We start from the raw sequence: 13,700 nt of genomic DNA, 5'->3' as shown, positions 1-13,700 counted from the left end.
GGACGGCACCTTGACCGTTTTCTGCGTGGCGGGCAATCCGCTTAAGGAGCTAACGTCGCGGGCGAAAAGCCGGTCAGTTCCGCGGCCGAAGCGTACGACACGGCGCCGTCCTCCTGCATCACTCTGGTAAGCAGTTGTTCAACCTCAACGCTATGCCCGGTCAAATTTCGTCGCGCCTTGGTAATAATCTCCGCGTCGGTCATCGGGCGTTCGGCGCTGCCCAGCGGCTTGTCGCGCTCCTGCACTGCGCTTTCGCCGTGACGATGCGTAACCACGACGCGTGCGCCGGGCTGGCGTGTTGAACCATTCATGCGCTGTGCAAATTCAGGGGCGATAACGGCCGTCACTTTATCCGCCAGCGCCTGCAATGCCTCGCTTTGCATGTTCTTTTCCGTATACCAGTCGGCGCCGGGCTGGAGGCCGCCTGCTATCGCTGCCAGCGTCCACGGCAGGCTGAACTGCGCGTCGGTTACCGTGCGAGGCCGGTAGTCCATCATATCGTCGACCAGCCGCGGGAAGGTCTGTACCTCAATGGCGCGGACATCTACCGCCTGCCAGCCGGTCTCCTGCATAATGCACTCCATGCATTCCAGCGCGCAGGCCAGCCAGCGGCAGGCGGGATAGCGTTTAAAGCTGCCGTAACCGGCGTACCAGTGGCTGCCGAGATTATCGGTCAGAATTTCTGGCGCGAAGCGGTCTGAACCGATCATCCGCCAAAACCCCTGTTCGCCGTCGAGAACGTCAAGACTGCCGATTAGGCCCTGCTGCGCCATAATGACCGCCTGCACTGCCGCCTGCGCCGCTGGCGCCACGGCATCTTTGAGCGACAACAGCGGCCGCTGTCGCCAGTTGTACTGATGCAGGCTGGGCAACGGTGTTAACACGGCCGCCAGACCAACGGCCTGATTCAATTGCTCAGGACTCAGATCCAGCAGCCGACCGGCTACCAGCGCCGCCCCGATCGTCTGATGCTGCGCCACGCCGTACACCTGACCGAAACGTTCCGCCGAGGGTTGGATGGCGTAGATCAGACGATTATTCACCTCGAAGCCGGCGGTCAGGGCGTTAATCAGCGCATCCTGACTCACCGGCGTCGGGTTGAGATCAAGGGCGACCATCGCTGCGGCGATAAGTGTTGCGCCGGGGTGGCCGAGTCCTTTTCCGTCGATTTCCACGCCGTCATCGTGGTCCAGACCGTTAATGACGGCGGCGTTACCGAAGGCGGCCGCCAGTGGGCTGAAACCTGACTCGCCGAAGACGGTGCAGTCACCGCTTCCGCCGAACAGCCGGGCGGCGCGAATAACTGGCTCGCTGACCCGGTGTCGGCTCGCCGCCCAACCGCAGGCGAGGGCATCCAGCAAATGCAGTCGGACTTTGCGGCGGATGGCGTCAGGGATAGCCTGCGCAGATAAGGAGCAGGCAAAATTTACCAACTGGCATGTTGCGGAGATATTCATGATTATTCAACGTTTAAAGTAACGGGTGCGGATCCTGCGCTCGGCATAGCTTGCCAGCAGTGACAGCGGAAGAATGGTGGCGACGAAAAACAGCGCCACAAAAGTCAGCGTTTCCAGCGGGCGGAAGGTGGCGGTACTCAATCGCTGCCCCTGATAGAGGATCTCGCCAGTCGCGATATAGCTTGCCAGTACCGAGTTCTTTATCGACATCACGCACTGACTGACAAATGCAGGCAGGATGCGCAAAAAGGCCACTGGTGCGGTAATTCGAATCAACACTTTCAACGGCGACATCCCGACCGACAGGCCCGCCTCAATAAGTCCGTGATCGACCGATTGCAGACCTGAGCGAAATATCTCGGCGAAAAACACGCTGCCATATAGCGAGATAGCCAGCACGCAGGTCAGATACGATGAGAGGGTCAGGCCGAACAGAATGGGCAGACAGTAGTAGGCCCAGACGATAAGCACCAGCGGCGGAATCGAACGTACAATCTCAATCACTCCCTGGGTGGGCAAGCGGATCGCCGCTCTGGACGAGCCGCGTAACGGCGCAAGCAGGGCGCCGCCAAGAATACTTAAAGTGACCGAGGCGAGAACGATTTTAAAGGTGGTGAATATCCCCTCCAGCAGAACGGCGTGATATTGCCACAGTATTGAAAAATCCCAATGATAAGCCGGCATTAGCGCAGATCCGCCGCCGTCACGCCGGACAGCGCCATAAAGTGGCGTATAGGCGCGTTGTTCGGCTGTGACCAGATTTCCTGCGGGGTAGCTTCTTCCACCAGCCTGCCGTTCTCCATCAACAGCAGACGGCTACATACCTGCAAGGCAAAACGCATTTCATGGGTAACGACCATCATGGTGGTGCCGCTGCCCGCCAGCTCGGAGATAACCGCCAGCACTTCCCCGACGGACTCCGGATCGAGCGCCGAGGTGGGTTCGTCAAACAGGATCACACGTGGCTCCATCGCCAGTGCGCGGGCGATGGACACACGCTGCTGCTGACCACCGGAAAGTTGAACCGGAAAGTCGCCGGCTTTTTCTGCCAGCCCCATGCGCGTGAGCAGCGCCAGCGCTTTCTCCGTTGCGTCCTTGCGCGTCATGCCGAGCACCTGTGTCGGTCCTTCAATAATGTTTTGCAGCACGCTGCGATGTGGCCACAGATTAAAGTGCTGGAATACCATGGCCATTGATGCGCGTTGACGCGCCAGCGTGCGTTGTTTTACCGACTTTCTCTGCGCGCCGTAAAATCCTATCTCTTCCTCGCCCAGCCAAATGTGTCCACTGTCCGGAGTTTCAAGCATATTCAGGCAGCGCAGCAGGGTGGATTTCCCCGCGCCGCTGCGGCCAATGATGCCAATCACCTCCGAAGGGCGAACCTCGAAGGATACGTCATCAATGATTTTAGTCCCCGAGAACGATTTGCTGAGCGCATCAATTTTTAGCAGCGGTAATGAAGACGGTAGGCTCATCAGGGTTGGTTCGCAGGGTGAGTGTATTTATGCCAGATATTTTTCAGCGTCCCGTCTTTATCCAGTTGCTCAAGCCGACCATCCAGCCACGCCTGTAACTGCGGACGATCTTTACGCAGACCCATATTGGTTGCCTGCTCTTTGACCGGCTGCGGGATTATCATCGTGCCCTGATGGCGCTTCTGAATATATTGCGACATCTGTATATCGTTGGTGACGATGGCATCGGCGCGGCCGCTCTCCATCTGCAATTGCATGTTGTCGCTGTCGGGAACGATAATCCACTGTGCTTTGTCCAACTGCGGTTGCAGCAGTGTTACCGCCGCTGAGCCGTCAATCGCGGCAAGCTTGGTCTGTGGGTTATTTATTGTTGCCCAGGTCTCATACTTTTTGGCGTCTTTCTCCAGCGTCAGTACGCCAATCTGGTGAGCGCCCATCGGGCGGGTAAAATCGACGGCTTTGGCTCTTTCCGGGGTTTTATTAAAGCCGCCCAAAATATCGAAACGGTTGGACTGCAAACCGGCCACGGCGGTACCCCACTGGGTATCGACGTATTCAATTTTTATATCGGTATTGTTAAATATTGCCTGCACGATGTCGGGCACCAGACCGGTCCACTGATTGGTCAGCAGATCTTTCTGATACCACGGTGGCGCGTTGACGGCACCGACGCGAACCACATGATCTGGCAGGATAGTATTGATATTGTCCTCGGCTTGCGCCGGCAACTGAGTTAAGAAAATCCCTGGTATCAGCAACAATGCCGACATTAAACGTGATGTGAAAAATTTCATTTTATGCCCCTAAGTGAATATAATTACAGATTCTATAACCCTGGGTGTATGCAATAAAAATGCATAATCCTGATATCGTTATCTGGAAAATGGCAATGACCCCCAAACAACTCGAAGTCTTTATCAGTGTTGTTCAGCTCGGTTCGGTGACCGCGGCGGCGGCACAGCTAACGATGTCCCAGCCTTCGGTGAGCAAAAGTCTGGCGCTTATCGAACAGCAGATGGGGTTCAGCCTGTTTGAACGGCATAAAGGCAAAATGCAGCCGACCCCCGAAGCCAGCGAACTGTATAAAGAGGCGTTGCGTGTGCATCAGGACCGGCTTCGTTTCGAGCGCTTCGTTGACCATATTCGTCAGTATCGCGTCGGGCAGTTGCGGGTCTGTGCCACGCCTGCGCTGGCGCTAAATATTTTGCCTCTTGCGGTGGCGCGCTTTCGCCAGACCTTCCCGGATTATGGCGTGGTGGCGGACATGTGCCTGAATGATGAAATTGAAGCGGCGGTGGAGGGGGGACGCTACGATCTCGGCTTTATGGTCAAGCCCGGCCACGAGACGGAGGATAACCGGCTTGCCGTCAGCCAGGGCGAAATGGTGTGCGTGCTGTCCGAGCAGCATCCGCTGGCGCAGCAGGCTGAAGTATGTTGGCAGGATATCTCGCTGCGCGAACTGGTTTTTATCACCACCGACGTGCGGCTGGTGACAATGATAGCCAAAGTGGCGCCGGAGTTCCGTCAGCGTCAGGTAGCGGCGGTAGAGACCAACCGTTACAGCATGGCGATTAATCTGGTCAGACACGGTAGTAATAGCGTCACTATCGTTGACCGTTTCTCTCTACAGGGGATCGACACTGCCGGGCTGGCGGTGCGATCGTTCCGTCCTGCATTGCAGATTTCGGTGGTGGCGGTGACCGATGGGCACAGCGTCATGTCCCAGCCGGGCGAGGTGTTTGTTAACCTGGTGACGGAATTAATGGCGGAAACCGCCGAAATATAAAAAAACAAAAGCCCGCGTGTTCTAGAACCGTGGTGTAAAGTTTTTCCGGGATTTTATCTCTACTATTCGGAACGCACGCACATGCCTGCTTCTGTGCGTGCGTTCATCGACTTCAGGAAAGTTGGGGAGCCACGCACATTTTCCCGAAAAGTCTCACCTAACGTCTAAGTCATATTTATTATCATTATGTTTATAATGAAGTTCAGCAATGCCAACATCACTAAGCGCTCTAAAAGTGAATGGTTCAGTTTTGCGGGGTACTTACACTCGCTTCCCCATGACGATCTTGACGACATTACCCTTGGAAAAACTAAGTATTCTGTGTGATTACAGGCAATTGTCGAATGGCTCAGGATGTTGGGTGGGGTCAGGCATTGTTTCTATCTTTTGGGTTTTTTCTTAAAGTTAGTTACGGGTAGTAATTTATTTATATAAATCAATCAATCAAGTCACAGCTCCGTCCCTGCTGATTTTTCGGTAACGTTCCCATGTGTTGAAGTGTGTGAAAAGTTCTTTGCCTGAAAGTTTGTTAAATGATAATAATTCGCACTCTTATTTCTATTTGATGATGGATATTCCCGATGTACCGCGAAGAGCCCTCTCTGTCTTGCCAACCTCGTGAAAAGAACCTTGATGACCTGATGCGCCAGACACGGTTTGAATCCAACGTCCGTAGTTACCCGCGTAAATTACCGTTGGTTATTGCCCGGGCTCAGGAATGTTGGGTCACTGACGTGGAAAGAAAAGATTATCTCGACTGTTCGGCGGGAGCAGGTACGTTGGCATTGGGACACAATCATGAGGCCATCGTCGGCGCGATCCAGCAGTTTCTGGCGTCGGGCCTGCCTATACATACTTTACGTTGCTAAATGTATCACCGCAGCTTGCTTTTATCGCGACCTGCGGTTTTTTTGCTTTTTGCGTTCATCAGAGAGCCATTAATCACACCAGGTAAAGATAAAAATAAAGGGGATAGCACATGAAGGTCAGAGCATTATGTTCGTTGATACCAGTACTGTTGGTGGCGCCGCTGTATGCTGAAGACGATACGGAGGTTAACGACGATGAGATGGTGATCACTGCCAGCCGTACGGCAACCCAGAAGAAAGATTCACCGCAGGTGGTGACGGTGATCAGCAAACAGCAAATTGAGCAACAACGACAGATCACCTCAGACACCTCACAAATTTTAAGCAATCTTTTGCCGGCATTTTCACCTGGCCGGCAAAAGATGAGCGGCAGTGGGGAAACCTTCCGAGGCCGGACGCCGTTGGTACTGATCGACGGTATTCCCCAGTCGAATCCGCTGCGTCCTACCGGGCGGGAAATGCATACCGTTGACGCCTCCATGATTGAACGCATCGAAGTGATCCACGGCGCCAATGCCAGTAATGGCATTGGCGCCAGCGGCGGCGTGATCAACATCATCACTAAACGGCCGGAACCCGGCTCGTTCAACCAGCATTTCAGCGTTGAAACCACCACACCGACCTCGCAGCTAAAGAGTGACACCATGAGCTACAAAACCACTTATGGTTTTGATGGCCGTGAAGACTACATCGATTATCTGTTTTCCATAAGCTATGAAAATCAGGGATTGTATCTCGATGGTAATAACCAGCCGGTTGGTGTTGATAATACCCAAGGGGACCTGATGAACTCCCGGGCCTACGATATTCTGGGAAAAATTGGCTATTGGCTGGATGATAACCAGCGCATTCAGTTGAGCATCAACCGTTATCACCTGAAGGGCAAGAATGACTATGTCAGTGTGACTGGTGATAGGGAGCAAGGTATCCCTACCACCTCGGTAAAAGGCACACCGGAAGGAGAAGCGCCGTTCAACAGCGTCTGGACCACTGGTATCACTTACGATAACTACGACCTGGCCGGGATGAAGTTTAACGCATTGGCTTTCTATCAGGACTATGAAGCCCTTTTTGGATCTACGCTGTCAGGCACTTTCCAGGATCAGGCGATCGCGCCGATCGGTACCCTGTACGATCAATCGCGGGCGGTAACATCAAAATACGGCACCAAGATGTCGCTGATCAAAGATGACCTGTGGGATGACCGCATGAAAGTTACGCTGGGGGTTGACACGCTGTTTGACTCCTCCAAGCAGGACCTGTGGGGCACCCATCGTACCTATGTACCGGAAGTGAAATATACCGATCTGTCGCCGTTCGTGCAGGTAGAAGTTGCACCTCTGGAATCGGTGAAACTGTTTGGCGGCGTTCGCTATGAATATGCCCGCCTGAAGGTCGATAACTATCAAACGCTGGCCTCTAATAATAGCGTGACGGTGGAAGGCGGCGAGCCGAGCTTCGACAAGACGCTGTATAACATCGGGGCGGTCTGGACGCCTATCGAGCCACTGAGCCTGTTTGCCAACTATTCACAAGGCTTTTCCATGCCGGATGTCGGTCGGGTGCTGCGCGGCATTAATCAGCCAGGCATGAGTATCGATAGCTTCCTGAACCTGCAACCGATCGTGACCAATAACACCGAAGTGGGTTTCCGGGTAGAAAAAGCTCCGATTGATGTGGAGGTTAGTTACTACAAATCCACCTCGAGACTGGGCAGCCGCGTGGTGCGTCAGGGGGATGTGTTTGTCGCCGAGCGCCAGCGCACCGAAATCGATGGGGTGGAAGCGGCAGCAGGTTATAACCTGACGGAAAATCATCGTCTGAAACTGAGTTATTCCCATATGCGTGGCCGGTATGACAGCGACGGTGACGGTAGTCTGGATGCCAAACTGGACGGTCTGAACGTCTCCCCGGATCGGATTATCGCCAGTTGGGCAGCTAACTGGACGCCACAGTGGAGCTCTTTTTTGCAGGCTAATTGGGCGCTCAGCCGTGACTTTGACGAAGAAGATAAGGACTTCAGCGGCTATGCGCTGGTGGATGTGGCAGTCGGTTACAAGCTGCCGGGTAAACATGGCCAGCTCAGCCTGGCGGTCAGCAATCTGCTGGATAAACAGTACATCACTTATTACTCCCAGAGTGCACTGGTGGAAGATGATCGCTTCTTTGCCGGCCGCGGACGTACGCTGACGCTGGGTTATCGCATCGATTTCTAATTGATGGTTAATGGCCACAATCAATGGCGGATTACCAGCAACGTCACCCGCACTATGAAGTGGAAGAGTTAACCAGGCGCCGCCTGTTGGGCGACGAACGCGACATCGCCTTTCGCGCTCTTCGGGCCAGACGGGCCACCACGACTTCTGAAGGAAATGAGTGACATGGCAATACAGATACGCGCTGCTGATGGGGTGATGCAAGATGTGGTTGACTGCCTGCTGGCGGAGGACTTTTTGGGCCCTGAGCCATTGTCGATGATTGAGCGGGCGGGTGGGCCGGACAGTATGCCGTTTGGCAAGGGCGAAGTGGTTAACCCGTTCCACAGGTTGGCGTATGAGCAATAGACTGTCGCATCAACCTACCAGACGCAGGTTACTGCGTCTGGCAACTGGCCTGCTGATCGGTAGCGTGATCACGCCGGGCCGGGCGCAGATGACATCACCGCGTGTGGTCACCTTGTTTCAGGGGGCAACGGACAGCGCAGTCGCGCTCGGTGTGACACCCTCGGCGGTAGTGGATTCCTGGAGCGAAAAGCCGACCTACAAGTATCTGCGTCAGGCATTGCGAGGCGTGCCACATGTCGGTTTGGAAACCCAACCCAGTATGGAAAATATCGCTCTGCTGCAGCCGGATTTGATCGTCGGCTCGCGTTTTCGTCACCAGCGTATTGCGCCACTGTTACAGCAGATAGCGCCCCTGGTGATGCTGGATAATGTGTTTGAATTCAAACAGACCCTGCGCGTAACGGCTGCGGCATTGCATCGTCAGGTCGAGGCCGAGGTGTGTTTGCAACAGTGGCAACAGAGGGTCGCGAGCCTACGTCGTCAACTGCAACAATGCTTTGCCGGCCACTGGCCGCCAACGGTGTCGGTGCTGGATATTCGCGAAGACCATATCCGCAGCTATTTACCGGGTAGTTTTCCCGGTTCGGTGCTCAGCGAACTGGGTTTTGGCTGGAATACCACGGCGCAAACTACACCGGGCGTTTCGATCAAGCTCAGCGGCAAGGAAAGTTTGCCCATCGTCAATGCGGATATCTTTTTTGTTTTCTTACGTTCGGAGAGTGCCGGGGTGCAACGTAATTACCGTAGTCTGCGCCAGCATCCATTGTGGCGGCAGTTGCGCGCACCGCAGCAGCAACAGGTGTGGCTGGTCAACGGCGTCGCATGGAGTCTGTCCGGCGGAATTCTGGGTGCCAATCTGATGCTGGATGACATTGAACGACAGGTGATAGCAGGTACGCCAGCATGAGTAACCGCCTGAAATTATTGCTGGCGACAGGGGGATTGTTGCTGTTGATGTTGCTGAGCCTGATGGTCGGCGCACGTTGGATCTCCCCTGCGCAGGCGATGGCGGCGTTGCTGCACCCGGATGCGTTGAACGTCAATCATATTTTAGTGACCACCACCCGCCTGTCGCGCACGCTGATGGCGGTGACTGTTGGTGCCAGCCTGGCGGTGGCGGGGGTGCTGATGCAGGCGTTAACGCGTAATCCGCTGGCCTCTCCCGGTCTGTTCGGCGTCAATGCCGGCGCCACCTTCTTTGTTATTTTGTTCAGCTCGCTGTTTTCCTTGTATGCGCCGGGCGGCTGGCTGTGGAGCGCATGTGCCGGTGCCGCCGTCGCTGGCGCGTTGGTGTGGCTGATTGGCAACATGGGGCAGGGCAGCCTTAGCCCGCTGCGCATCGTGCTGGCTGGCGCGGCGATCACCGCCCTGTTCTCGGCATTTTCCCAGGCGCTGTTGGTGGTGGATCAGGAAGGGCTGGACACAGTGTTGTTCTGGCTGGCCGGTTCCCTCAGTGAGCGCAGCCTGCCGTTGGTATTGCCGCTGGTTGGCGTCTGTTTCGCCGCGTTGCTGGCGGCGTTTGCGATTGCCGGGCAAGTCAATGTACTGAATGCTGGCGATGAGATCGCTACCGGTCTGGGGCAGCGCACCGGCATGATCCGGGCGCTGATGAGCCTTATCGTTATAATTCTGGCCGGTAGTGCGGTGGCGTTAGCGGGCAGTATCGGCTTTATCGGCCTGATGGTGCCGCATATGGTGCGTAAAGGGCTGTCTATCGATCACCGCTGGCTATTGCCAGGTAGCGCCCTGATGGGTGCCGGTTTGTTGCTGTTGGCAGATATGCTGGCGCGAGTAGTGATCCTGCCGCAAGAAGTGCCGGTGGGGGTGATGACCGCACTGTTCGGCGCACCGTTCTTCATCATGCTGGCGCGGCGTGGAGGGCGCAATGGTTAATACCGTCATCTGGCGCTGTGGACGCTTCTCACGCCGTATTAATTTGTCCACCCTGTGGCGTGTATTATTGGCCAGCGTGCTGGCATTGCTGGTGGCTGGTTTTTCGGCGGCGCAGGGCGCGGTAGCAGTCTCACCGTTGGCTCTACTGAGTATGTTGTCTAACAACGCCGATCCTGCGCTGAGCTTTATTGTCGGCCAGCTACGCCTGCCGCGTATCCTGCTGGCGGCGCTGGTGGGCGGTGCGCTTGGGGTTTCCGGACTTATCTTGCAGAGCATTATTCGCAACCCGCTGGCTTCGCCGGATTTACTGGGCATCAGTAGCGGCGCCAGCGCGGCAGCGGTGGTGTATCTGTCGTTTTTCAGCATGACGCTGGGGGGACAGTATCTGCCGCTGGCGGCGATGACGGGGGCCGCGCTGGCAATGTTGGCGGTGTACGGGCTGGCGTGGCAACGCGGTGTTTCACCGCTGCGACTGGTGTTGATCGGTGTGGGCGTTTCTGCGTTACTGACCGCCGTCACCACCTTTTTACTGGTATTCAGCCCGCTGAGCACCACGCTTTCCGCCTATGTCTGGCTGGCCGGGAGCGTTTACGGCGCCAACTGGGACGATGTGCGCACTCTGGGACTTTGGCTGTTGGCGCTGATGCCGTGGCTGGCGCTGTTGGCGCGCCAGGTGATGTTCCAACAGCTTGATGACGTGCTGGCGACCGGGATTGGCGTGCGGGTGCAATGGCTGCGCGGCGGGTTATTATTGCTGAGTGTGGCACTGGCGGGTACGGCGATTGCCTGGGGGGGAGCGATGGCGTTTGTCGGCCTGATCGCCCCGCATATTGCCCGGCGTCTGGTGGCGGCGACCTTTAGTGGTCAGGCGCTGATGAGTGCGCTGACCGGTGCGATTTTGGTGATGCTGGCGGACGGCGTTGGTCGGATACTGTTTCTGCCCGCTGATCTGCCCGCTGGCATCTTCGTGGCGGTATTGGGCGCGCCGTTCTTTTTGTATCTGTTAATACGTCAACGTCAGTGAGGAATTTGTACTTATGACGTCCATTGCCACGCGGGCTTTGACGCTTTGCTATCAACGCCAGATCATTATCAAGGATCTGGCTATCGCCTTGCCGCGCGGCAAGGTTTCGGTGCTTATCGGCAGCAACGGCTGCGGCAAGAGCACGCTGCTGAAATCTTTCGCCCGCCTGTTAAAACCGCAGCAAGGGGCGGTTATTCTCAACGGCATGGATATCTGGCATAAACCCACCGCCACGGTGGCGCGCGAGCTGGCGATCCTGCCGCAGATGCCCAGTGCGCCGGAGGGGATAACCGTGCGGCAACTGGTGAGTTTGGGGCGTTATCCCTATCAGAACTGGTTACAGCAGTGGTCGTCGGAAGATGAAGCGATGGTCAACCGCGCGCTACGTCAGACCGGCGTGGAGGAATTGGCCGATCGTCCGGTGGATGCGCTGTCCGGCGGTCAGCGTCAGCGGGCGTGGATCGCCATGACATTGGCGCAGGACACCGAGATCGTGTTGCTGGATGAACCGACCACCTTTCTCGATCTGGCGCATCAGGTCGAGGTGCTGGAACTCTTGCGGGAACTGAATCAGCGGGAGAATAAGACCGTCATTATGGTGTTGCATGACCTGAACCTGGCCTGCCGCTATGCCGACCATCTGGTAGCGGTGCATAACCGCACGGTGGTGGCGCAAGGGGAACCGCAGGCGATCCTGACTGAAGAACTGGTGAAGCGTGTGTTCGACCTCAATTGCCGGATTATCGAGGATCCGTTCTTCGCCACGCCGCTATGCATTCCTTTCGGTCGGGAACGCGAGTCATGACATTTAGCCCGGAGCAATGGGCGCAGCTCAGCGGTGGCTTGTTGCTCACCACGGCTACGCAGGCAGACCCGGCGCGTAGTCTGCCGGCTGCCGATCTGCTGGATGATACGCGCTGCGAGCAATTGTTGCGTACCTTGACGCCGACGATCGGTTCGCCCTCGCTGGCGATCAGCGCGTCTTTGTTGGCGAAAAGAGTGTCGTTTTTGACTACCGGCGCCTGCCTGTACGCCATGTCGGCGTATGACCAGGGACTACGGCTTTCGCTGGACAATGCGCTGATCGAATATGGTCATGATGAGGGGAGCTGGACATCAAAGATGCCGCTGTACAATATCTCGCCGTTTGGCTATCAGCCCGGTGAACGTGATATCTGGCGGGCAGAAATTGTGACCAGTTTGTTTGCGGGATTACTGGCGCCGCTGTGGCAAACCTTCAGCCGAGTTGCCGGTATCTCGGCGCGGATCCTGTGGGAGAATAGTGCGGTACGGGTCTATTCATTATATGAACGGCGGATGGCAAATATTGATGATGAGTTAATCAGAAAACGTTGTGAGACGGACTTTTTCTGGCTGTGCGAACAGGCGGAGCCAGCACTGTTCGGCTTGGAAATGAACCCGCTACGCCATTTTCGCCGCCCGGCGACGGAGGTTGGGGGGCGAGCCTGCAGCGTGCGCTTTCGCCGTACCTGCTGTTTTTATTACAAGGCGTCGACACCGGTTGAGTATTGCTCGACCTGCCCGTTGTTGAAACCGGGGAAAAATACATGAGCTATGTGATTATGCCGTATCGACAGGGAGTTGATGCTGAAGTATTGCAGCAGTATCATCCGGTGAGCGTATCGATCCTGAGTCACCTGACGACGGAGGGTTACCTACCTGGTTTACGGCCGTGCGCAGTGCCATATGGTCGGCAATTTTGGCTTTAAGGCGACGGATTTGCCGCTTTCGAGCCGCAATGCAACGGCTCTGCGCTTGAACTCCGGGGTACAATCGTCTGAGAAGATTTGCGAGTTATGTCCGAACCCTTGCCAGACATCGTTGGGATCCCATGCATCCACAGAAAAGGATTATGGATTTCGAGTGGTTTGGGTAGAGCAACTACCTTCAGGTCGGTAGCGGGATTGTTCTCCAGCCCTTCACTTTGACCAACGCAAAACGAAACAGTTGATTCAGCCAGCCCCGGACTTTTTGGGCAACGGTGAATGCGCCCCGTTGTTCAATTCTGCTCAGTATCTGTAAGAGGTCAGTGCGACGAACGTCGTAAATAGATGTTTTTCCAATTCTCGGCAAGACATCACTGTTGAAAACCCGCTTGCATTGGGAAAGGGAAGGATTTCTGCTTTCCTTCAAAGTCAGTGCCCGGTATTCAGTCCATTCTTTGAATACAGAGTAAAAGCTATTCTCAGAAGCAAGCTGGATGGCATGACGTTGCCGCTCACGGGCAACTCGTGGATTAATACCTTGTGCCAACAAAGCTGAAGCCTGATCTCTTGCCTGTCTGGCTTCACGCCGTGTCATATCAGGGTGTTGCCCCAGGGGCATTCGCTTTTGTTTTCCGCACCCGTAATAGCGGAAGCGCCAGGATTTTCCCCCTTTGGGGGCGACGGCCAGAGACAGGCCGGCGATATCAGAAAGGGTATAGGCTTTGCCGGTAGCCTTGGCCCGGCGAACTGCGGTATCGGAAAGCGCCATGATCGTTGCTCTTGATTACAGGTCAGAGCTGGATTCTGGTTTCCGGTCGCAAATGCGGACAGCAATAACGCGGACTAAAATCCACCCGCTTTCCGATGGACTTAAAAATGGACTTAAAAGTATCGGATTCAGGTGG

13 protein-coding genes and 1 pseudogene are annotated in these 13,700 nt (G+C 55.7%); 9 read left to right on the top strand and 5 right to left on the bottom strand.

Going from position 1 to position 13,700, the window contains the following annotated elements; translation table 11 throughout:
• Positions 1-41 precede the first annotated feature (41 nt).
• The 4 genes from B4923_RS05620 to B4923_RS05605 are packed head-to-tail and all read right to left on the bottom strand — an operon-like array spanning position 42 to position 3,726.
• Positions 42-1,457 carry an MmgE/PrpD family protein gene (locus B4923_RS05620; RefSeq protein ID WP_109053369.1) on the bottom strand — a complete coding sequence of 472 codons (1,416 nt, stop codon included), beginning with the start codon at positions 1,455-1,457 and terminating at the stop codon, positions 42-44.
• 6 nt (positions 1,458-1,463) lie between these two features.
• On the bottom strand, positions 1,464-2,141 hold the full coding sequence (locus tag B4923_RS05615; protein ID WP_109053368.1) for an amino acid ABC transporter permease: 678 nt from the start codon (positions 2,139-2,141) through the stop codon (positions 1,464-1,466).
• Positions 2,141-2,932: an amino acid ABC transporter ATP-binding protein gene (locus tag B4923_RS05610; RefSeq protein WP_109053367.1), complete on the bottom strand. Its 792-nt coding sequence runs from the start codon at positions 2,930-2,932 to the stop codon at positions 2,141-2,143. Before B4923_RS05610 ends, B4923_RS05615 begins: the two co-directional genes overlap by 1 nt.
• Positions 2,932-3,726: a substrate-binding periplasmic protein gene (locus tag B4923_RS05605; protein ID WP_109053366.1), complete on the bottom strand. Its 795-nt coding sequence runs from the start codon at positions 3,724-3,726 to the stop codon at positions 2,932-2,934. The genes B4923_RS05610 and B4923_RS05605 overlap by 1 nt, the downstream gene beginning before the upstream one ends.
• 95 nt (positions 3,727-3,821) lie before the next feature.
• Here B4923_RS05605 and B4923_RS05600 point away from each other — a divergent pair, with 95 nt between their 5' ends.
• The 9 genes and pseudogenes from B4923_RS05600 to B4923_RS05555 all read left to right on the top strand — a co-directional run bounded on the left by B4923_RS05600 (position 3,822) and on the right by B4923_RS05555 (position 12,640).
• Positions 3,822-4,718 carry a LysR family transcriptional regulator gene (locus B4923_RS05600; RefSeq protein ID WP_109053443.1) on the top strand — a complete coding sequence of 299 codons (897 nt, stop codon included), beginning with the start codon at positions 3,822-3,824 and terminating at the stop codon, positions 4,716-4,718.
• Positions 4,719-5,299: 581 nt separating this feature from the next.
• A pseudogene (locus B4923_RS05595) lies at positions 5,300-5,578 on the top strand (aminotransferase class III-fold pyridoxal phosphate-dependent enzyme); the annotation flags it as partial.
• Between the two features lie 119 nt (positions 5,579-5,697).
• The gene (locus tag B4923_RS05590; protein ID WP_109053365.1) at positions 5,698-7,803 is read left to right on the top strand and encodes a TonB-dependent receptor; all 2,106 of its coding nucleotides are present in this window, start codon (positions 5,698-5,700) and stop codon (positions 7,801-7,803) included.
• 165 nt (positions 7,804-7,968) lie between these two features.
• The gene (locus B4923_RS05580) at positions 7,969-8,151 is read left to right on the top strand and encodes a hypothetical protein (protein ID WP_109053364.1); all 183 of its coding nucleotides are present in this window, start codon (positions 7,969-7,971) and stop codon (positions 8,149-8,151) included.
• The gene (locus B4923_RS05575) at positions 8,141-9,058 is read left to right on the top strand and encodes an ABC transporter substrate-binding protein (protein ID WP_109053363.1); all 918 of its coding nucleotides are present in this window, start codon (positions 8,141-8,143) and stop codon (positions 9,056-9,058) included. The genes B4923_RS05580 and B4923_RS05575 overlap by 11 nt, the downstream gene beginning before the upstream one ends.
• Positions 9,055-10,044, top strand: coding sequence for a FecCD family ABC transporter permease (locus B4923_RS05570; RefSeq protein ID WP_109053362.1), 990 nt, complete (start codon positions 9,055-9,057; stop codon positions 10,042-10,044). Before B4923_RS05575 ends, B4923_RS05570 begins: the two co-directional genes overlap by 4 nt.
• Positions 10,037-11,068, top strand: a complete 1,032-nt coding sequence (locus B4923_RS05565; protein WP_109053361.1) for a FecCD family ABC transporter permease — start codon at positions 10,037-10,039, stop codon at positions 11,066-11,068. Before B4923_RS05570 ends, B4923_RS05565 begins: the two co-directional genes overlap by 8 nt.
• A 13-nt stretch (positions 11,069-11,081) precedes the next feature.
• The gene (locus tag B4923_RS05560) at positions 11,082-11,873 is read left to right on the top strand and encodes an ABC transporter ATP-binding protein (protein ID WP_109053360.1); all 792 of its coding nucleotides are present in this window, start codon (positions 11,082-11,084) and stop codon (positions 11,871-11,873) included.
• Positions 11,870-12,640, top strand: a complete 771-nt coding sequence (locus tag B4923_RS05555; protein WP_109053359.1) for an IucA/IucC family C-terminal-domain containing protein — start codon at positions 11,870-11,872, stop codon at positions 12,638-12,640. The genes B4923_RS05560 and B4923_RS05555 overlap by 4 nt, the downstream gene beginning before the upstream one ends.
• 336 nt (positions 12,641-12,976) lie before the next feature.
• Here B4923_RS05555 and B4923_RS05550 read toward each other — a convergent pair whose 3' ends face one another.
• Positions 12,977-13,564 (bottom strand): tyrosine-type recombinase/integrase, encoded by a 588-nt coding sequence (locus B4923_RS05550; protein WP_245929496.1) that lies wholly within the window; start codon positions 13,562-13,564, stop codon positions 12,977-12,979.
• Positions 13,565-13,700: the final 136 nt, after the last annotated feature.

It is taken from the genome of Brenneria roseae subsp. americana (genome assembly GCF_003115815.1).
GTDB lineage: Bacteria > Pseudomonadota > Gammaproteobacteria > Enterobacterales > Enterobacteriaceae > Brenneria > Brenneria roseae.
This window is presented reverse-complemented; position numbering and strand designations above follow the sequence as displayed.

Coding starts and splice junctions, on each gene's coding strand:
- B4923_RS05620 (WP_109053369.1), bottom strand. CDS start 1,457: ATGAATATCTCCGCAACATGCCAGTTGGTAAATTTTGCCTGCTCCTTA.
- B4923_RS05615 (WP_109053368.1), bottom strand. CDS start 2,141: ATGCCGGCTTATCATTGGGATTTTTCAATACTGTGGCAATATCACGCC.
- B4923_RS05610 (WP_109053367.1), bottom strand. CDS start 2,932: ATGAGCCTACCGTCTTCATTACCGCTGCTAAAAATTGATGCGCTCAGC.
- B4923_RS05605 (WP_109053366.1), bottom strand. CDS start 3,726: ATGAAATTTTTCACATCACGTTTAATGTCGGCATTGTTGCTGATACCA.
- B4923_RS05600 (WP_109053443.1), top strand. CDS start 3,822: ATGACCCCCAAACAACTCGAAGTCTTTATCAGTGTTGTTCAGCTCGGT.
- B4923_RS05590 (WP_109053365.1), top strand. CDS start 5,698: ATGAAGGTCAGAGCATTATGTTCGTTGATACCAGTACTGTTGGTGGCG.
- B4923_RS05580 (WP_109053364.1), top strand. CDS start 7,969: ATGGCAATACAGATACGCGCTGCTGATGGGGTGATGCAAGATGTGGTT.
- B4923_RS05575 (WP_109053363.1), top strand. CDS start 8,141: ATGAGCAATAGACTGTCGCATCAACCTACCAGACGCAGGTTACTGCGT.
- B4923_RS05570 (WP_109053362.1), top strand. CDS start 9,055: ATGAGTAACCGCCTGAAATTATTGCTGGCGACAGGGGGATTGTTGCTG.
- B4923_RS05565 (WP_109053361.1), top strand. CDS start 10,037: ATGGTTAATACCGTCATCTGGCGCTGTGGACGCTTCTCACGCCGTATT.
- B4923_RS05560 (WP_109053360.1), top strand. CDS start 11,082: ATGACGTCCATTGCCACGCGGGCTTTGACGCTTTGCTATCAACGCCAG.
- B4923_RS05555 (WP_109053359.1), top strand. CDS start 11,870: ATGACATTTAGCCCGGAGCAATGGGCGCAGCTCAGCGGTGGCTTGTTG.
- B4923_RS05550 (WP_245929496.1), bottom strand. CDS start 13,564: ATGGCGCTTTCCGATACCGCAGTTCGCCGGGCCAAGGCTACCGGCAAA.